General features: G+C 62.3%; 16 protein-coding genes. 4 read left to right on the top strand and 12 right to left on the bottom strand.

The features are described 5' to 3' along the window. Nucleotides 1-40: 40 nt before the first annotated feature. Together gcvH and gcvP are read left to right on the top strand one after the other, a co-directional pair. Entirely contained in the window at nucleotides 41-403 is a 363-nt protein-coding gene (gene gcvH / locus MUU55_RS01710) for a glycine cleavage system protein GcvH (protein ID WP_244759035.1), read from the top strand. After that, complete coding sequence (gene gcvP, locus MUU55_RS01715; RefSeq protein WP_244759036.1) at nucleotides 403-3,264, top strand: aminomethyl-transferring glycine dehydrogenase; 2,862 nt, start codon at nucleotides 403-405, stop codon at nucleotides 3,262-3,264. Before gcvH ends, gcvP begins: the two co-directional genes overlap by 1 nt. A gap of 69 nt (nucleotides 3,265-3,333) precedes the next feature. Here the strand turns inward: gcvP and MUU55_RS01720 are convergent, their stop codons facing one another. From MUU55_RS01720 to MUU55_RS01765, 10 genes are all read right to left on the bottom strand, one after another. Next, a complete protein-coding gene (locus tag MUU55_RS01720) occupies nucleotides 3,334-3,741 on the bottom strand; it encodes a response regulator (protein ID WP_244759037.1) in 408 nt (135 codons plus the stop codon). Then, a complete protein-coding gene (locus tag MUU55_RS01725; protein ID WP_244759038.1) occupies nucleotides 3,725-5,587 on the bottom strand; it encodes an ATP-binding protein in 1,863 nt (620 codons plus the stop codon). The genes MUU55_RS01720 and MUU55_RS01725 overlap by 17 nt, the downstream gene beginning before the upstream one ends. A 115-nt stretch (nucleotides 5,588-5,702) precedes the next feature. Continuing rightward, nucleotides 5,703-6,092, bottom strand: a complete 390-nt coding sequence (gene sufA, locus MUU55_RS01730) for a Fe-S cluster assembly scaffold SufA (RefSeq protein ID WP_244759039.1) — start codon at nucleotides 6,090-6,092, stop codon at nucleotides 5,703-5,705. A gap of 79 nt (nucleotides 6,093-6,171) precedes the next feature. Continuing rightward, nucleotides 6,172-6,552, bottom strand: a complete 381-nt coding sequence (locus MUU55_RS01735; RefSeq protein ID WP_244759040.1) for an SUF system Fe-S cluster assembly protein — start codon at nucleotides 6,550-6,552, stop codon at nucleotides 6,172-6,174. Between the two features lie 11 nt (nucleotides 6,553-6,563). Beyond that, nucleotides 6,564-7,802, bottom strand: coding sequence for a cysteine desulfurase (locus MUU55_RS01740; protein WP_244759041.1), 1,239 nt, complete (start codon nucleotides 7,800-7,802; stop codon nucleotides 6,564-6,566). 14 nt (nucleotides 7,803-7,816) lie between these two features. Next, nucleotides 7,817-9,091: a Fe-S cluster assembly protein SufD gene (gene sufD, locus MUU55_RS01745; protein ID WP_244759042.1), complete on the bottom strand. Its 1,275-nt coding sequence runs from the start codon at nucleotides 9,089-9,091 to the stop codon at nucleotides 7,817-7,819. 22 nt (nucleotides 9,092-9,113) lie between these two features. Further along, nucleotides 9,114-9,872: a Fe-S cluster assembly ATPase SufC gene (sufC, locus tag MUU55_RS01750; RefSeq protein ID WP_117366171.1), complete on the bottom strand. Its 759-nt coding sequence runs from the start codon at nucleotides 9,870-9,872 to the stop codon at nucleotides 9,114-9,116. Between the two features lie 48 nt (nucleotides 9,873-9,920). Continuing rightward, on the bottom strand, nucleotides 9,921-10,082 hold the full coding sequence (locus MUU55_RS01755; protein WP_244759043.1) for a hypothetical protein: 162 nt from the start codon (nucleotides 10,080-10,082) through the stop codon (nucleotides 9,921-9,923). Nucleotides 10,083-10,193: 111 nt separating this feature from the next. Next, on the bottom strand, nucleotides 10,194-11,663 hold the full coding sequence (gene sufB, locus MUU55_RS01760) for a Fe-S cluster assembly protein SufB (RefSeq protein ID WP_244759044.1): 1,470 nt from the start codon (nucleotides 11,661-11,663) through the stop codon (nucleotides 10,194-10,196). Nucleotides 11,664-11,802: 139 nt separating this feature from the next. Then, on the bottom strand, nucleotides 11,803-12,960 hold the full coding sequence (locus MUU55_RS01765; RefSeq protein ID WP_244759045.1) for a cysteine desulfurase family protein: 1,158 nt from the start codon (nucleotides 12,958-12,960) through the stop codon (nucleotides 11,803-11,805). Nucleotides 12,961-13,174: 214 nt separating this feature from the next. Between MUU55_RS01765 and MUU55_RS01770 the strand changes: the two genes are divergently transcribed. Further along, on the top strand, nucleotides 13,175-13,852 hold the full coding sequence (locus tag MUU55_RS01770) for an alpha/beta hydrolase (protein ID WP_244759046.1): 678 nt from the start codon (nucleotides 13,175-13,177) through the stop codon (nucleotides 13,850-13,852). 63 nt (nucleotides 13,853-13,915) lie between these two features. Here the strand turns inward: MUU55_RS01770 and MUU55_RS01775 are convergent, their stop codons facing one another. Then, the gene (locus MUU55_RS01775) at nucleotides 13,916-15,094 is read right to left on the bottom strand and encodes a GGDEF domain-containing protein (RefSeq protein ID WP_244759047.1); all 1,179 of its coding nucleotides are present in this window, start codon (nucleotides 15,092-15,094) and stop codon (nucleotides 13,916-13,918) included. 91 nt (nucleotides 15,095-15,185) lie between these two features. After that, nucleotides 15,186-16,322: an anhydro-N-acetylmuramic acid kinase gene (locus tag MUU55_RS01780; protein WP_244759048.1), complete on the bottom strand. Its 1,137-nt coding sequence runs from the start codon at nucleotides 16,320-16,322 to the stop codon at nucleotides 15,186-15,188. Nucleotides 16,323-16,412: 90 nt separating this feature from the next. Between MUU55_RS01780 and tyrS the strand changes: the two genes are divergently transcribed. Continuing rightward, nucleotides 16,413-17,666 carry a tyrosine--tRNA ligase gene (gene tyrS, locus MUU55_RS01785; protein ID WP_244759049.1) on the top strand — a complete coding sequence of 418 codons (1,254 nt, stop codon included), beginning with the start codon at nucleotides 16,413-16,415 and terminating at the stop codon, nucleotides 17,664-17,666. Nucleotides 17,667-17,686 lie beyond the last annotated feature (20 nt).

Below are 17,686 nucleotides of genomic sequence, written 5' to 3' on the forward strand. Positions count from 1 at the left end.
CGGCGCACGCAACCAAAAACATTCCGAGAGAGGAACAAACATGCTGAAATTCACCGAAGAACACGAGTGGCTGAAGATCGAAGGCGGCGTTGCGACCGTCGGCATTACGGTTCATGCCGCCGAACAGCTCGGCGATCTCGTCTTCGTCGAACTGCCCGAAGTCGGCGCGACCTTCGAAAAGGGCGGCGATGCAGCCACTGTCGAGAGCGTGAAGGCGGCCTCCGACGTCTATTGTCCACTCGATGGTGAAATCGTCGAAGTCAACGAGGCGATCACCGCCGATCCCTCTCTCGTCAACAGCGATCCGCAGGGCGCCGGCTGGTTCTTCAAGCTGAAGCTTGCCAATGTTTCCGATGCCGACGGCCTGATGGATGAAGCCGCCTACAAGGAGCTTGTCGGCTGATGTCTCTCCCCAAGGACTTTGCCTTTACCGATTACCAGCCCTACGACTTCGCCAACCGTCGCCATATCGGCCCCTCGCCGAAGGAGATGGAGGCGATGCTGAAGGTGATCGGTTATCCAAGCCTCGACGCGCTGATCGACGACACCGTGCCGAAATCGATCCGCCAGGAAAAGCCGCTGGAATGGGGCGCGCCGATGACCGAGCGCGAGGCGCTCGACAAGCTGCGCGAGACCGCCAGCCGCAACAAGAAGCTCGTCTCGCTGATCGGCCAGGGCTACTACGGCACGATCACGCCGCCGGTCATCCAGCGCACCATCCTGGAAAACCCCGCCTGGTACACGGCCTATACGCCCTATCAGCCGGAAATCAGCCAGGGCCGCCTCGAAGCGCTGCTGAACTATCAGACCATGGTCTGCGACCTGACGGGCCTCGACGTGGCGAATGCCTCGCTGCTCGACGAAGCAACCGCCGCCGCAGAAGCCATGGCCATGGCCGAGCGTGTCTCGAAGTCCAAGGCCAAGACCTTCTTCGTCGACGAGAACTGCCACCCGCAGACCATCGCGCTCCTGAAGACCCGTTCCGAGCCGCTCGGCTGGAGCATCGTCGTCGGCGATCCCTTCACCGATCTTGATCCGGTCGATGTTTTCGGCGCGATCTTCCAGTATCCGGGCACCTACGGCCATGTGCGCGATTTCACCGGCCTGATCGCCCGTCTGCACCAGACCGGCGCGATCGCCGTGATCGCCGCCGACCCGCTGGCGCTGGCGCTGCTCAAGTCGCCAGGCGACATGAATGCCGACATCGCCATCGGCTGCACGCAGCGCTTCGGCGTGCCGGTCGGATACGGCGGTCCGCATGCCGCCTACATGGCCGTCAAGGACGCCTACAAGCGCTCCATGCCCGGCCGTCTCGTCGGCGTCTCCATCGATGCCCGTGGCAACCGCGCCTATCGCCTGTCGCTGCAGACGCGCGAACAGCACATCCGCCGCGAAAAGGCGACGTCGAACATTTGCACCGCGCAGGTGCTGCTCGCCGTCATGGCCTCGATGTATGCGGTTTTCCACGGTCCGCAGGGCTTGAAGGCCATCTCGCAGAGCGTGCACCAGAAAACTGTGCGTCTCGCCATGGGTCTTGAAAAGCTCGGCTATACCGTCGAGCCGGAAGTGTTCTTCGACACGATCACCGTCCATGTCGGCAAGCTGCAGGGCATCATCCTGAAGACGGCCGTCGCGGAAGAGGTCAATCTCCGCAAGATCGGCGACGACCGCATCGGCATCAGCCTCGACGAGCGCTCGCGCCCCGTCACGCTGGAAGCCGTCTGGCGCGCCTTCGGCGGTGATTTCGAGGTGGCGGAGTTCGAGCCGGGTTACCGGCTGCCGGAAGACCTTCTGCGCACCAGCGAATACCTGACGCATCCGATCTTCCACATGAACCGCGCCGAAAGCGAGATGACGCGCTACATCCGCCGGCTCTCGGACCGCGACCTGGCGCTCGACCGCTCGATGATCCCGCTCGGTTCCTGCACGATGAAGCTCAACGCCACGGCGGAAATGCTGCCGATCACCTGGCCGGAATTTTCGGAGATCCATCCCTTCGTTCCCGCCGACCAGGCGCTGGGCTATCGCCACCTGATCGAGGACCTGTCGCAAAAACTCTGCGACATCACGGGCTATGACGCGCTGTCCATGCAGCCGAATTCCGGTGCCCAGGGTGAATATGCCGGCCTTCTGACGATCCGCGCCTATCACCTCGCCAATGGCGACACCCATCGTGACGTCTGCTTGATCCCGACCTCCGCGCACGGCACCAACCCGGCCTCGGCCCAGATGGTCGGCATGAAGGTCGTCGTCGTGAAGGTGTCGGACAATGGCGACATCGACATGGATGATTTCCGCGCCAAGGCCGAGAGCCATGCGGACAATCTGTCCTGCTGCATGATCACCTACCCTTCCACGCACGGCGTCTTTGAAGAAAACGTGCGCGAGGTTTGCGACATCGTGCACAAGCATGGCGGCCAGGTCTATATGGACGGCGCCAACATGAATGCCATGGTGGGCCTTGCCCGCCCCGGCGACATCGGCGGCGACGTCAGCCACCTCAACCTGCACAAGACCTTCTGCATCCCGCATGGCGGCGGTGGTCCCGGCATGGGCCCGATCGGCGTCAAGGCGCATCTCGCGCCTTTCCTGCCGACGAACCCGACGACCGGCGAAGCCGGCGCGGTTTCGGCGGCGCCCTTCGGCTCGGCCTCCATCCTGCCGATATCCTGGAGCTACTGCCTGATGATGGGCGGCGCGGGCCTGACGCAGGCGACCAAAGTGGCGATCCTCAACGCCAACTACATCGCCGCCCGCCTGAAGGGCGCCTATGACGTGCTTTACAAGTCCTCAAAGGGCCGCGTTGCGCATGAGTGCATCATCGACACGCGCCCGCTGGTCGACAGCGCCGGCGTGACCGTCGACGACGTCGCCAAGCGCCTCATTGACAGCGGCTTCCATGCCCCGACCATGAGCTGGCCAGTCGCCGGCACGCTGATGATCGAACCGACGGAATCGGAAACCAAGGCGGAACTTGACCGTTTCTGCGACGCGATGCTGTCGATCCGCGAGGAAGCCCGTGCCATCGAAGAAGGCCGGATGGACCGGGAGAACAACCCGCTCAAGAATGCCCCGCACACGGTGGAAGACCTCGTCGGCGAGTGGGATCGTCCCTATTCGCGCGAGCAGGCCTGCTACCCGCCGGGCGCCTTCCGCGTCGACAAGTACTGGTCGCCGGTCAACCGCGTGGACAACGTCTACGGCGACCGAAACCTCGTCTGCTCTTGCCCGCCGCTCGAGGATTATGCGGACGCTGCCGAGTAACGGCACACAAAAATGCTTGCCCCGGCCGATCCCATCGGCCGGGGCTTTTCATTTTCGGGCAGGGACTGGTCAGGGCGAAACGGCGACGTCCACCCAAAAGCGGGTAAAGCCCTCGGCGAAATCCCGGTAGCCGCTGAGCGTCGACGGTTTCACCGCATAGGCATTGGCGCCGTTCTCATAGGCGCGGTTGACATCAGCCGTATTCGAAGAGGACGACAGCATGATGACCGGCGTCACCGCCGTGCGCGCATCGCCACGCAAACGCTTCAGAAGCTCCATGCCGTTGGTGCCGGGCATGTTGATATCGAGCAGGATGTAGTCAAAGGCTTCCGTCGCGAGGCGATCGCTCGCCATGTCCGCATCGGCGACATGAGTGATCTCGATGGCGCTGCCGGCATCGCTGAAGGCGCGCATCACAAAGCGCACATCAACCGGATCGTCGTCGACGACGATGAGCTTCCTAGCCAAGCTTACCACGATCGCTCCCCCTCGATTTTACGGGTTGCGGAAACGTCACGATAAAGCGTGCGCCCGGACTATAGGTCGTGTCAAGCGCGATCACACCGTTGTGACTTTCAACGATCCGACGCGCGAGCGCCAGGCCGACGCCTGTGCCCTGATAAACCGTTTCATCCCGGTGAAGCCGCTGAAAGACTTCGAAAATCCGTCCGACATGCTGGGGATCGATGCCGATTCCATCGTCCTCGACGACGAGATCGACACCCCTCTCCGTTTCCCGGCAGTAGACACGCACAACGGGTGCCTCACCGGGCTTGCGGTATTTCAGGGCATTGCCGATCAGATTCTGCGCAAGGCGCTTTAGAAGCTCGTGATCACCCATGATCTCCGGCAGCGCAGCGACCTCGACCGTGCCGCTCGCCTCCTGCACGTGGGTTTCGAGCAGCACCAGTGCGTCGCGTACGACATCAGAGAGACCGACAGGCCTCGGTGTGGTGATGCGATAGGCGATCTGCGAGAATTCGAGCAGGCTGTCGATGATGCGCCGCATGCGCGCGGCACTCTTGCGAACATGGTCGGCATAGTGCACCAATTCGTCGTGCTCACCGCGATGCAGATCCTCGGAAATCATCTCGGCGAACATCGAGAGATGGCGCAGCGGCGCCTTCAGATCGTGGGATACCGTGGCCGTGAACTGGTCGAGCGCCTCGTTCTTGCGCCGCAGCTCGTTCGTCTGGGCTTCCACCTGCTGCTGCTGGCGCTTGGCCTCTGTGATGTCGCGGCCAACGCAGACGATCTCGGCGACACCGTCGTCATCGAAGATCGCGACGGCGGTCCAGAACATCCATTCCTGCTGCCCGTCCGGCCCTTCGGTGCAAACCTCGAGCGAGCGCACAGGGGCGTCGCGCGTATAATTCGCGACACTCATGAGGTCAGCCGTCTGCTCGGGCGCGCAGGCGACATCCGGCAAGTAGCGGCCGAGAAGCTCATCGGTCGTCGAGCCGACATGGGCGGCGTATTTGTCGTTGGCAAAGCGGATGGAAAGGTTGCGGTCGAAGCGCAGGATCATGTCGGGCAGGATCTGCAGCAGCGAGAGGTAGTCGCGTCGTTTCTCCTCCAACGCCGCCTCGGTACGCTTCAGTTCCGATATGTCGACGCGCAATGCGACGATGTCGCCGGTCTCGGCGACATGGCTTTCTCCGCGGATCCAGCGGTCCTTGCCGAATTCGAACACACTGCCGCCGCTGTCGGTCTGACGGTGGCTTTCGAGGCGCTCGCGCACCATCGTTTCGGCCTCGGGCGTGCCCTCGACAATGCCGGGAAACATCCCGGCCCGAATGCTCGCGCGCGCAATGCTCTCCAGCGTCGCGCCGACACGCACGGAATCGCGTGCCGCTCCGCACCGCTCCTTGTACGAGCGATTGAACATGACGAGGCGCTCTTCCTGATCGAAGATTGCAAATCCTTCTTTCATCGTATCCAGTGCGGAGGCGATGCGCTGGCCGAGTAGGATCTGCTCGCCATGGCTACCGCCGCTCAGAAGGCTGCGCAGCAGAAGCGCGTAGTGATGAGCGTTTTCGTCGGAGACAGGAATGACATGGGCTGTCGCCTCGAACTGCGAACCGTTTTCGTGAAAAAACGCAAAGGGGTGCACGTTTTCCCGGCCCATCGTGGCGCGGTGAGAGAGCAGCACCGCCGTGTCCGGATCTGTGAAAACAGGAGAATCGGAGGGTTTCTTGCCATCCTTGCCCCAGCCGAAGGTTCGCGCAGCGGCGTCATTATAAGACGCAACGCGCGCTTCGGCATCGACGACGAGCACGGGAAACGGCAAGTTTTGATAAAGTGCGGCGGCAAAGCCGTTCATCGCATGCTCTCTCCCCGTTGCGACATGGCCGGCTTACGCGCCGGCGGGGGGAGACTAGGCAAAACTCTCGGCGATGAAAAGGTGCAAGGATTTGCGGTCCCTGCACCCTGTGATTTCAGGCGCGAACCGTCGGCTGGCCCGCCGCGGCGAGCGCTGCAAGGTCGGCCGGCTTAAGTTCGACCGATTCGCCGCAGCCGCAGGCGGATGTCTGGTTCGGGTTGTGGAAGGTGAAGCCGGAGCGCAGCGTCGTCACTTCGAAATCCATCTGCGTGCCGAGCAGATAGAGCACCGCTTCCGGCGCAACCCAGACATTTGCGCCGTTGCGCTCGATAAGGTCGTCCTTGGCGTTGGGCTCTTTTACGAGATCGACGGAATACTCCATCCCCGCGCAGCCGCCCTTCTTGATGCCGACTCGGATGCCCTTGGCGTCGCCACCGGCATTATCGACGATCGCCTTGACGCGGCTGGCCGCCGCATCGGTAAGTGTCATCACTGCAAAGGCCATGGGCCGTATCTCCTTCGACCAGCCGGGTTCAAGGCCCGACGGTTTCCGAATCCGAATCTAGTGTCCCGGTATTAAAGGATCAATACCAGCCAACGGCGACCTGCGCCTCTTCCGACATGCGGTCCGGCGTCCACGGCGGGTCGAAGGTCATCCTGACCTCGACACCCGAGACGCCCTCGACGGCGCTGACGGCGTTTTCCACCCAGCCCGGCATCTCGCCGGCAACGGGGCAGCCGGGGGCGGTCAGCGTCATGTCGATCTTGACCATGCGGTCGTCTTCGATATCGATCTTGTAGATCAGGCCGAGCTCGAAGATATCGGCCGGGATTTCCGGGTCATAGACCGTCTTCAGCGCGGAAATGATGTCGTCGGAAAGGCGGGCGAGCTCATCGGCCGGGATCGCCGAATGAACGATGCCGTCGCGGACATCCACCTTTTCTTCGGTTGCGTCGAGGGACATGGGTCTACTCCTCAGGCAAAAAACTTGCGGGCGTGGTCGAGCGCGTCGGCCAGGGCATCGACCTCGGCGCGCGTATTATACAGGCCGAACGATGCACGGCATGTGGAGGTGACGCCGAAGCGTTTCAAGAGCGGCTGGGCACAATGCGTGCCGGCGCGCACCGCAACCCCTGCCCGGTCGATGACCATCGACACGTCATGGGCATGGATGCCTTCCAGCTCGAAGGAGAAGATCGAGCCCTTGCCGGGTGCCGTGCCGAAAATCTTCAGCGAATTGATCGAAGACAGCCGCTCATGGGCATAGTCGCGCAGATCGGCCTCGTGGGCCGAGATCGCCGCACGGCCGATCTTTTCCATATAGTCCAGCGCATGGCCAAGGCCGATCGCCTGCACGATGGGCGGCGTGCCGGCTTCGAAACGGTGCGGCGGGTCGTTGTAGGTGACAACATCTTCCGTGACCTCGACGATCATCTCGCCGCCGCCCTGGAAGGGGCGCATCTCCTTCAGGCGGTCCATCTTGCCGTAGAGCACGCCGATGCCCGAGGGGCCGTAGAGCTTGTGACCGGTCATCACGTACCAGTCGCAATCGATGTCGCGCACGTCGACCGGCATGTGCACCGCACCCTGCGAACCATCAACCAGCACCGGAATGCCGCGCGCACGGGCAATACGGCAGACTTCCTTGACCGGCACGATGGTGCCGAGCGCATTCGACATATGCGTGATGGCGATGAGCTTTGTGCGCTCGGTGAGGCATTTCTCGAATTCTTCGATCTGGAACGCACCCGTCTCGTCCACCGGCGCCCAGACCAGTTTGGCGCCCTGCCGCTCGCGGATGAAATGCCACGGCACGATGTTGGAGTGGTGCTCCATGATCGACAGCACGATCTCGTCGCCTTCGCCCAGCTTCGGCATGCCGTAGCCATAGGCGACCGTGTTGATCGCCTCGGTGGAGGACTTCGTGAAGATGATCTCGTCGATCGAGGAGGCATTCAGGAAACGGCGCACCTTTTCGCGCGCCGCCTCATAGGCATCGGTGGCAGCATTCGACAGAAAGTGAAGGCCGCGATGCACATTGGCATATTCGTTCGAATAGGCATGCGCGATCGCGTCGATCACCGACTGCGGCTTCTGCGCCGAGGCGCCGTTGTCGAGATAGACCAGCGGCTTGCCATAGACCGTCTTCGACAGGATCGGGAAATCCTTGCGGATCGCCTCGACGTCATAGGCCTTTGCGGGAGCGTGTTCCATCTCAATGGTCCTTCTTACGCGTGCTTTTCGAGCCAGGCGGCAATGACGCCTTCCAGCGCCTCGACCAGCGGCTCGTCTTCAAGCTCTTCAACGATCTCGGCGACGAAGGCGTTGACCAGCATGGCGCGCGCCTTGTTTTCCGGAATGCCGCGCGCCATCAGGTAGAAGAGCTGGACATGGTCGATGTCGATCACGGTCGCGCCGTGGCCGCACTGCACGTCGTCGGCGAAGATTTCCAGCTCCGGCTTGGCGGAGAAGTCGGCTTCGTCGGAGAGCAGCAGCGTGTTGCACGACATCTTCGCGTCGGTCTTCTGGGCATCCGGAGCGACCCGGATCTGGCCCTGGAAGACGCCGCGGGCGCGATCGAAGATCACGTTGCGGATGACTTCCGTCGACGTCGTGTTCGGCACGTCATGACCGACCGTGAAGGTTACGTCATTGTGCGTCTCGCCGCCGAGCAGGTTGATGCCGCGCAGCTTCAGGTCCGTGCCCTCGCCTGCCACGACGACATGGATTTCCTGCCGCACGAGCTTGCCGCCGGCATTGATCACATAGAGGCGCAGCTGCGCATCCGCGCCGAGCGTGATGCGGATCTGGCCGAGATGCGTATCGGCGGCACCCTGCGTCTGCAGGATGACCCAGGTGATGTCGGCGCCATCGCCGAGCGCGATATCGCTGATCGACGTGACAAAAGCCGCAGTCTCGCCGACCGCGGTGTGGCGCTCGATGATAGTACCTTTGGCGCCAGCACCGAAAGCGACGGGGAAACGCGTATGCGTCTGGCCGGCATTCTGCACCGTCTGGATTTCCAGCGGCGCTTCCAGCTCCGTACCGGCGGCGACATCGAGCACGAAACCATCGCGCACGAACGAGCCGTTGATACGACCAATCGCATCGTCACCATCGCGGGCAGCAAGGCCCTCGGCTGCGGTGCCGTCGGCCAGCGCATCCTTGAAGGTACGGACCGTCACGCCCTCGACCGTTGCGCGGGCATCGGCAAGGCCGTTGACGACCGACAGAACCGTCGAACCCTCGACCAGCGGGCTGGTCTTGGCGGCGGAGGCGGCTGGATCGAAAGCCGGCACGGCGCGCAGCAGCGCCTTGAGGTCGGTATAGTGCCAGGCCTCGACGCGACGCGTCGGCAGGCCGGCTTCCTTAAAGTCGCTGATCAGCGTGTCGCGCGCGGCCAGCACCGAACCGTCGCCCGGCAGCTCGCCGATGGCGTGGTCATAGGCTTCGCAGAGCGCTGTCTCGGCGACCGAGAGCTTCATGCCTGTCTGCATGTTCATGAGATTACTCCTTCACGATGCTTCAGGCAGCAGCGGCACCGATGATGTCGGCGTAGCCGTTTGCTTCCAGCTCGTGCGCCAGCGTCTTGTCGCCGGACTTGATGACCTGGCCCTTGTAGAGGACGTGGACCGTATCCGGCACGATGTAGTCGAGCAGGCGCTGGTAGTGGGTGATGACGATGACGGCGCGGTCAGGCGAACGCAGCGCATTGACGCCGTCGGCGACGATCTTCAGCGCGTCGATGTCGAGGCCGGAATCGGTCTCGTCGAGAACGCAAAGCTTCGGCTCGAGCAGCGACATCTGCAGGATTTCGGCGCGCTTCTTTTCACCGCCGGAGAAACCGACGTTCAGCGGACGGCGCAGCATTTCCGGTGCGATCTTCAGCTCGGCCGAGGCTTCCTTGACGCGGCGCATGAAGTCCGGCGTCGTCAGTTCGGCTTCGCCGCGCGCCTTGCGCTGCTCGTTCATCGCGACCTTGAGGAACTGCATGGTGGCAACGCCCGGGATTTCGACCGGGTACTGGAAGGCCAGGAAGATACCCTTGGCGGCGCGTTCGGCCGGGTCAAGCTCCAGAATGCTCTCACCGTTATACAGGATCTCGCCTTCGGTGACTTCATAGTCCTCGCGGCCGGACAGGATGTAGGAGAGCGTCGACTTGCCGGAGCCGTTCGGGCCCATGATGGCGGCGACTTCGCCGGCCTTCACGGTGAGGTTCAGGCCACGGATGATCTCGGTGCCGTCTTCGGCGATACGAGCGTGCAGATTCTTGATTTCCAGCATGGTGTCTTGGTCCTGCGTTCAGAGCGTCCAAACGCTCTCGTCTTCGTTTCAGAAGCCGAGGAAGAAATGGACCACCGGAAGCATCATGGCGGCAAAGCCGCCGAGGCAAAGCCCCACCACCGTGCGTATGGCCACGTTCCGAACGTTGGGCGCATACGCTGCCAGTCCACCGCAAACCACGGCGTAATACGTCAGATTGACCGGATCCATGTCGTCTCTCCCGATGAGAACCGCACCGCTAATATAACGGATCACGCGGGGAACTTCATCGGGAAGCCATCCGGCCACCCGGCGGAAGCCGCCGGGGCATTCATCACTCGATCAGCCGACCGAACCTTCCAGCGAGATGCCGATCAGCTTCTGCGCCTCGACGGCGAATTCCATCGGCAGTTCCTGAATGACTTCCTTGACGAAGCCGTTGACGATCAGCGCAATGGCCGCTTCCGTCGGGATACCGCGCTGCAGGCAGTAGAACAGCTGGTCTTCCGAGATCTTCGAGGTGGTCGCCTCGTGCTCGAAATGGGCCGTCGCGTTCTTCGCTTCGATATAGGGCACGGTATGCGCACCGCACTTGTCGCCGATCAGAAGCGAGTCGCACTGGGTGAAGTTACGCGCATTCTCCGCCTTGCGGTGGGCCGAAACCTGGCCGCGATAGGTGTTGTTGGAGAAGCCGGCGGAAATGCCCTTGGAGACGATTCGGCTCGACGTGTTCTTGCCGAGGTGAATCATCTTGGTGCCGCTATCGATCTGCTGATAGCCGTTGGAAACGGCAATCGAGTAGAACTCGCCGCGCGAACCATCGCCACGCAGAATGCAGGACGGGTACTTCCAGGTGATCGCCGAGCCGGTCTCGACCTGCGTCCAGGAGATCTTGGAATTCTTGCCGCGGCAATCGCCACGCTTGGTGACGAAGTTGTAGATGCCGCCCTTGCCTTCCTTGTCGCCCGGATACCAGTTCTGGACGGTGGAATACTTGATCTCGGCCTCATCGAGCGCGACCAGTTCGACGACGGCAGCGTGGAGCTGGTTTTCGTCGCGCTGCGGCGCGGTGCAGCCTTCGAGATAGGACACATAGGCGCCGTCTTCGGCGATGATCAGCGTGCGTTCGAACTGGCCGGTGTTCTTCTCGTTGATACGGAAGTAGGTCGACAGTTCCATCGGGCAACGAACGCCCTTCGGCACGAAGACGAAGGAACCGTCGGTGAAGACCGCGGAATTCAGCGTGGCATAGTAGTTGTCGGTCGTCGGGACGACGGTGCCGAGATACTTCTTCACCAGCTCTGGATGTTCGCGGATGGCTTCCGAGATCGACATGAAGATCACGCCGGCCTTCTTCAGCTCTTCCTTGAAGGTCGTAACGACGGAAACAGAATCGAAGACGGCATCAACGGCGATCTTCGAGGTCTGCACGCCGGCCAGGATTTCCTGCTCGCGCAAGGGAATGCCGAGCTTCTCGTACATCTTCAGAAGCTCGGGATCGACCTCGTCGATCGACTTCGGGCCGCTCTGGTTCTTCGGAGCAGCGTAGTAATAGAGGTCGTTGAAGTCGATCTTCGGATAATCGACGCGCGCCCAGGTCGGCTCCTCAAGCGTCAGCCAGCGGCGATAAGCCTCAAGGCGCCATTCGAGCATCCAGTCGGGTTCGTTCTTCTTCGCCGAGATGAAACGGATGATCTCTTCGGAAAGACCCTTCGGGGCCTTTTCCATTTCGATGGTCGTTTCGAAGCCGTATTTGTACTGGTCGACGTCAATCTGACGGACCTGATCGATCGTTTCCTGCACCGCAGGCATATCGTTCTCCAATCTCGCCGGATCCAAGGTCCGGCAGTTTGTCAACGTGTGGCGGGTCCTCCCGCCGGTTATGTAAGCGCCAAAGGGCGGTTTTCCCACCTTTTGGCAAGCGAAAACTTGAGTTTCCGCAAGATTCCGTTCAGGCCGCGCGCCGCCGCGAGACGACACGCGAAAAGGCGGCCAGAAAACGCTCCACATCGGCTTCCGTCGAGTCCGGGCCAAGCGAGACACGGAGCCCGCCGAGGGTCGCGTCAAACCCCATTGCCGTCAGCACATGGCTCTGCCCCACCTTGCCGGACGAGCAGGCCGATCCCGCCGACAGCGCGATACCCTCAAGATCGAAGGCGATCTGCCCGGTTTCCGATTTCAGGCCCGGCAGGCTGAAGAAAGAGGTGTTCGCGACCCGCTCTCCTTCCGCGCCATGAATGATCACGTCGTTCGTCGCCGTCCGCATGCCGTCTTCCAGCGCATCCCGCAGGCCGGAAATCCGGGCGTTGCGTTCGGCAAGATCGGCCAGGGCCGCGCGGGCGGCGGCGGCAAAGCCGGCGAGTGCAGCCGGGTTTTCCGTGCCGGAACGATGCCCCTTCTCCTGCCCGCCGCCACGGATCAGCGGCACCGGCATCAGGACTTCACCGCGCGAAACCAGCGCGCCGACGCCTTTCGGGCCGCCGAGCTTATGCGAGGATATGATCAGGAAATCAGCGTCGAGCGCCTCGATATCCACGGGCATGCGGCCGACAGCCTGGACGGCATCGACGATGAGCAGGCCGCCGTGACGGTGGACGATGTCCGCGACCGCCCTGACCGGCTGCACAATGCCCGTCTCGTTGTTGGCAAGCATGACGGCGACCATCGGCAGGCCCCTGGCCTTGTCATGGGCCTTGAGGCGTATGTCCAATGCGTCAAGATCGACGATGCCGGCACGGGTGACGGGAATCATCGTGACATCGTCGCGGGAAAATCGCCCGCCCTCGCGGATCGCCGGATGTTCGATTTCGGAGGCATAGAGATGGCCGACGGCAAGCGGCGTGCGTCCCATGCGGTAATTGGGCGTCAGCACGAGGTTTGCCGCCTCCGTCGCACCGCTGGTGAAAATGACATGAGCAGGCGCGGTATTGACAAGTGCGGCGACATCCCGGCGCACGGCTTCGACCAGCATGCGCAGCGCCCGCCCCTCACCGTGGACGGAGGACGGATTGCCGACCATATCGAGCGCGGACACAACGGCTTCGCGCGCCGCCGGCAACAGGGGTGCCGTGGCGTTCCAGTCCAGATATGTCCGCTCCGTTTTGGTCATTCTTCATCCGTACCCGAGCAATCAAGTTCAATGCAGCGTGCATTTTCCTTGAAATTTCCGTCGGGCTTGCCTTATGACACCAAACGCATGGCGCCAACCGGGCGCCGATACAGTTTCGAATGGTTCTAAACTAGGTTCTAGAAACGCTGACTGCTTTCGTCAAGACTTCAGTTGACAAGAATCCGTTTTCGGACCCGAGCTTGCCGGAGTAAGAATGCCCGAAATCATCTTCAACGGACCCGCCGGTCGCCTCGAAGGCCGTTACCAGCCGTCCAAGCAGAAGAACGCCCCCATCGCCATCGTGCTGCACCCGCACCCGCAGTTCGGCGGCACGATGAACAACCAGATCGTCTACCAGCTCTTCTACATGTTCCAGAAGCGCGGTTTCACGACGCTGCGCTTCAATTTCCGCAGCATCGGTCGCAGCCAGGGCGAATTCGATCATGGTGCCGGCGAATTGTCGGATGCGGCTTCCGCGCTCGACTGGGTGCAGAGCTTGCATCCCGATTCGAAGAGCTGCTGGGTCGCCGGTTATTCCTTCGGCGCCTGGATCGGCATGCAGCTTTTGATGCGCCGCCCGGAGATCGAAGGCTTCATGTCGATTGCGCCGCAGCCGAATATCTATGACTTCTCGTTCCTCGCCCCCTGCCCGTCCTCCGGCCTGATCATCAACGGCGATGCCGACAAGGTGGCGCCCGAGAAGGACGTCAACGGCCTCGTGGAAAAGCTGAAGACGCAGAAGGGCATCCTGATCACGCACCGCACGGTGCCGGGCGCAAACCACTTCTTCAACGGCCAGACCGAGACGCTGATGGCGGAATGCGAGGACTACCTCGACCGCCGCCTTGCCGGAGAACTCACCCCGGAACCGGCGGCCAAGCGCATCCGCTGACCGGCCGAAGACCGAAAATGCAAAAAGCCCGGTGGTTCCTGCCATCGGGCTTTTTCTTTGGGTTCAGTTCACGCGTTTGACGACTTCCAGCACCACGGCCGGCGGTTCGGCCTCGCGCACGCAATCGCGCCCGGCATTCTTGGCGGCATAGAGGGCATCGTCCGCGCGGCGCATGGCAAAACGCAGCGGCTCGTTCAGGCCGATTTCCGCCACGCCGAAGCTTGCCGTGACGCGAACGCCCGGCGGCAGGCCCGGAACGGGCGAAACGGACCGCGTCGCCCGCAGCGCATGGGCAAACAACAAAGCGGCTTCCTTGCCGGTGCATGGCAAAAACAGGACGAATTCCTCGCCGCCGATGCGGGCGACGAGTGCGCCCTGCGGGGCTGCGGCATTCAACATCTCGCCAAAGGCACGGATCGCCGCGTCGCCACCCTGGTGACCATAGGTGTCGTTGATCGATTTGAAACGGTCCAGGTCGCAGATCACAATGCTGTGCGGCCCGGCTTGGGCCATCAGGGCATCGACGCGGTTGTCGAAACCGCGACGGTTGCACAGGCCCGAAAGCGGATCCACCTCGGCGTTGACCTTCTCGTCGGCGACGATTTCCAGGACGAGTACGCATAGCAGCATCAGCCCGACCGCGACGATCAGCACGGCGCCCATGCTCTGGGAAACGAGCGCGAACGGACTGCCAAGATAGTCTTTCGCCGTCGCGCCTGCACCGGCAAACACGGCGGCAAAACCTTTCAGGATAAAATGCAGGCTGGTGGCGACCAGCAATACGATAAGCGCCCGGTTCACAAAAGACTTCACCGGCGCCCGCCAGGTGGCCCAGGCGCTCATGCCGAGCACTACCGCAAAGGGCGTCTGATAGGTCAGCGCATGCTGCAACGTGCCACGCGGCAGGTCATAGATGAAAGCACCAAGCACCACGAAGCAGAGATAGATGCCGGCAAGAACCGTTCGATTGGTCTTCAGATTGTAGAGATGACCGATACCGATGCGCAACATCAGCATGCCGGCGAGCATCGAGGCGAAGGCGAGGAGTGCCCAGAGCCTCACCGGCGGGATATAGGCGATGAGGAATTCGAAGATCGCAGACAGCGACGCGACCGCAAAACTGCCGGCAAACCAGCGGGCAGCAATACGATTGCGGCTCCGGGTGGAGACCGCCAGAAAAAACATGAAGAAACACTGCGCGATGAGGAAATTCACCGCCAGCAGGAAGCCTGCGCCGCTCATTGGCCACCCTACGCAATACACCACGACCATTCCGTTCATCACGTCTCGGAATGATCGCTGGCAATGCTAGGGAGCGGCAGGAAAAATTGCGTTAACCGGCCATACCAGATTTCCGCAGCAGGCCGCCCGTCACCGGCGCCTTGACGCCGGTGGTTCCCGGAAACGTCAGAGGCAAGCCGCGTAACGAGCGCACCGCCAGATAGGCCCAGGCTTCCGCCTCCATGCTGTCCCCATTGAGATCGACGGCTTCTGCCGCCACGACCTCGGCTTCCTCGACCTGAGCCAGCGACGCGAGGTCGTCCATGATGACACGGTTGAGCCGCCCACCACCGCAGACGACATAGAGTTTCGGCCTTTCCGGCAGATGCCGGGCGGAGCGCAGGATCGCCGCAGCCGTAACATGTGCCAGCGTGCGCGCGCCGTCCTCCAGGCTCGCCTCTTTTCCTTCCGGCGGGCGAAAATCGTTGCGGTCGAGTGAGCGGCGCACCGGATCGGTGAAGAAGGCATGGCCGAGATAGCGCCCAGCGAGATCGGCATTGACCCGCCCTTCCGAGGCGATCATACCGCCCTGATCATAGGGAATGCCGGCATGGGCCTCGACCCATTGGTCGATCAGCGTATTGCCCGGTCCGCTGTCGAAAGCGACGATCCTCTCGCCGCCGCTACCGATAAAGGTGAGATTGGAGATGCCGCCGATATTGACGAAGACCACGGCCCCGCGTCTTGCCTGGGAAAGACCAGCGGCGAGCGCGGCGTGATAGGCGGGGATGAGCGGCGCGCCCTGCCCGCCATGCACCATATCGTTGGCGCGCATGTCGTAGACAACGTCGATGCCGGTCTCGTCGGCCAGCAAGCCGCCATCGCCCAGTTGCACCGTCAGGGCGTCGTTGGGCCGGTGCAGCACGGTCTGACCATGGAAACCGATGACGTCAATGTCGGCAGGCTTCAGATCGTTTTCGGCCAGCAGAGTGCGTACGGCCTCGGCGTGACGCAGGGTCAGTTCCCGATCGATTTCGCGCAGGTCGCCGGGGCGCTCCGTTCGGTCCTTGATCACCTTGGCCGTTTCCAGTGCGCCTTGCAGCCGGCGACGGAAGGCCGATTCATAGGAACGCCCGAGCGACGGGCCACGCTCGACGATGCTCTCGCCATCCGTGCGCAGCAGCGCAACATCGATACCGTCAAGGCTCGTGCCACTCATCAGGCCGATCGCCGTTCGCATTCCCGTCATGTCCTTCGCTCCAGACTCACTTTTGAAGTGATAATGCCCATTAAAGGTGATAAATGCCCGCCCGAAACAATCCCACCAGAGAGACAGGCCATGTCCGAATTCAAATCCGATTTCCTTCGCACGCTCAAAGAGCGCGGTTTCATTCACCAGATTTCCGATGAAACCGGCCTCGACGACCTCCTGGCCAAGGAAACCGTGACGGCCTATATCGGCTTCGACCCGACGGCGCCCAGTCTCCATGCCGGCGGGCTCATCCAGATCATGCTGTTGCATTGGTTCCAGAAGACCGGCCATCGCCCGATCTCGCTGATGGGCGGCGGCACGGGCATGGTCGGCGATCCCTCGTTCAAGGATGATGCGCGCCAGCTGATGACGCCGCAGACCATCAACGACAATATCGCCAGCATCAAGAAGGTGTTCGCCAGCTACCTGACCTACGGCGACGGTCCCAAGGACGCGCTGATGATCAACAATGCCGACTGGCTGCTCGGCATCAACTACCTGGAATTCCTGCGCGATGTCGGTCGTCACTTCTCGGTCAACCGCATGCTGTCCTTCGACAGCGTGAAGACGCGCCTCGACCGCGAGCAGTCGCTGTCCTTCCTCGAATTCAACTACATGATCCTGCAGGCCTACGACTTCGTCGAGCTGAACAAGCGCTACGACGTGCGCCTGCAGATGGGCGGCTCCGACCAGTGGGGCAACATCATCAACGGCATCGACCTCGGTCACCGCATGGGCACGCCGCAGCTCTACGCCATGACCTCGCCGCTGCTTACGACCGCATCCGGCGCAAAGATGGGCAAGTCTCTGTCCGGCGCCATCTGGCTGAACCCGGAGATGCTGTCGGCCTATGATTTCTGGCAGTACTGGCGCAACACGGAAGACGCCGACGTCTCGCGCTTCCTGAAGCTCTACACGACCCTGCCGATGGACGAAATCGCCCGCCTGTCGGCGCTCGGCGGTTCGGAGATCAACGAGGTGAAGAAGATCCTCGCGACCGAGGTGACGGCCATGCTGCACGGCCGTCAGAACGCCGAACAGGCGGCCGAGACGGCACGCAAGACCTTTGAGGAGGGCGCGATTGCCGAAAACCTGCCGTCAGTAGATGTTGCCACGAGTGAGCTCGACGCCGGCATCGGCCTGCTCTCGCTGATCGTCAAGGCGGGCCTCGCCGCGTCGAACGGCGAAGCCCGCCGCCATGTGCAGGGCGGCGCCGTGCGCATCAACGACACCGCGATCTCCGACGAGCGCCGGGTGATCGGCACGGCCGACGTTTCGGCCGACGGCGTCATCAAGCTGTCGCTCGGCAAGAAGAAGCACATTCTCGTGCGTCCGGCCTGAGGCAGGCGCCAACGCTGATG

It is taken from the genome of Shinella curvata (assembly GCF_022899935.1).
GTDB lineage: Bacteria > Pseudomonadota > Alphaproteobacteria > Rhizobiales > Rhizobiaceae > Shinella > Shinella curvata.

Excerpts from the sequence above, each read along its gene's own strand:
- gcvH (WP_244759035.1), top strand. The coding sequence starts at position 41 with ATGCTGAAATTCACCGAAGAACACGAGTGGCTGAAGATCGAAGGCGGC.
- gcvP (WP_244759036.1), top strand. The coding sequence starts at position 403 with ATGTCTCTCCCCAAGGACTTTGCCTTTACCGATTACCAGCCCTACGAC.
- MUU55_RS01725 (WP_244759038.1), bottom strand. The coding sequence starts at position 5,587 with ATGAACGGCTTTGCCGCCGCACTTTATCAAAACTTGCCGTTTCCCGTG.
- sufA (WP_244759039.1), bottom strand. The coding sequence starts at position 6,092 with ATGGCCTTTGCAGTGATGACACTTACCGATGCGGCGGCCAGCCGCGTC.
- MUU55_RS01735 (WP_244759040.1), bottom strand. The coding sequence starts at position 6,552 with ATGTCCCTCGACGCAACCGAAGAAAAGGTGGATGTCCGCGACGGCATC.
- MUU55_RS01740 (WP_244759041.1), bottom strand. The coding sequence starts at position 7,802 with ATGGAACACGCTCCCGCAAAGGCCTATGACGTCGAGGCGATCCGCAAG.
- sufD (WP_244759042.1), bottom strand. The coding sequence starts at position 9,091 with ATGAACATGCAGACAGGCATGAAGCTCTCGGTCGCCGAGACAGCGCTC.
- sufC (WP_117366171.1), bottom strand. The coding sequence starts at position 9,872 with ATGCTGGAAATCAAGAATCTGCACGCTCGTATCGCCGAAGACGGCACC.
- MUU55_RS01755 (WP_244759043.1), bottom strand. The coding sequence starts at position 10,082 with ATGGATCCGGTCAATCTGACGTATTACGCCGTGGTTTGCGGTGGACTG.
- sufB (WP_244759044.1), bottom strand. The coding sequence starts at position 11,663 with ATGCCTGCGGTGCAGGAAACGATCGATCAGGTCCGTCAGATTGACGTC.
- MUU55_RS01765 (WP_244759045.1), bottom strand. The coding sequence starts at position 12,960 with ATGACCAAAACGGAGCGGACATATCTGGACTGGAACGCCACGGCACCC.
- MUU55_RS01770 (WP_244759046.1), top strand. The coding sequence starts at position 13,175 with ATGCCCGAAATCATCTTCAACGGACCCGCCGGTCGCCTCGAAGGCCGT.
- MUU55_RS01775 (WP_244759047.1), bottom strand. The coding sequence starts at position 15,094 with ATGAGCGGCGCAGGCTTCCTGCTGGCGGTGAATTTCCTCATCGCGCAG.
- MUU55_RS01780 (WP_244759048.1), bottom strand. The coding sequence starts at position 16,322 with ATGACGGGAATGCGAACGGCGATCGGCCTGATGAGTGGCACGAGCCTT.
- tyrS (WP_244759049.1), top strand. The coding sequence starts at position 16,413 with ATGTCCGAATTCAAATCCGATTTCCTTCGCACGCTCAAAGAGCGCGGT.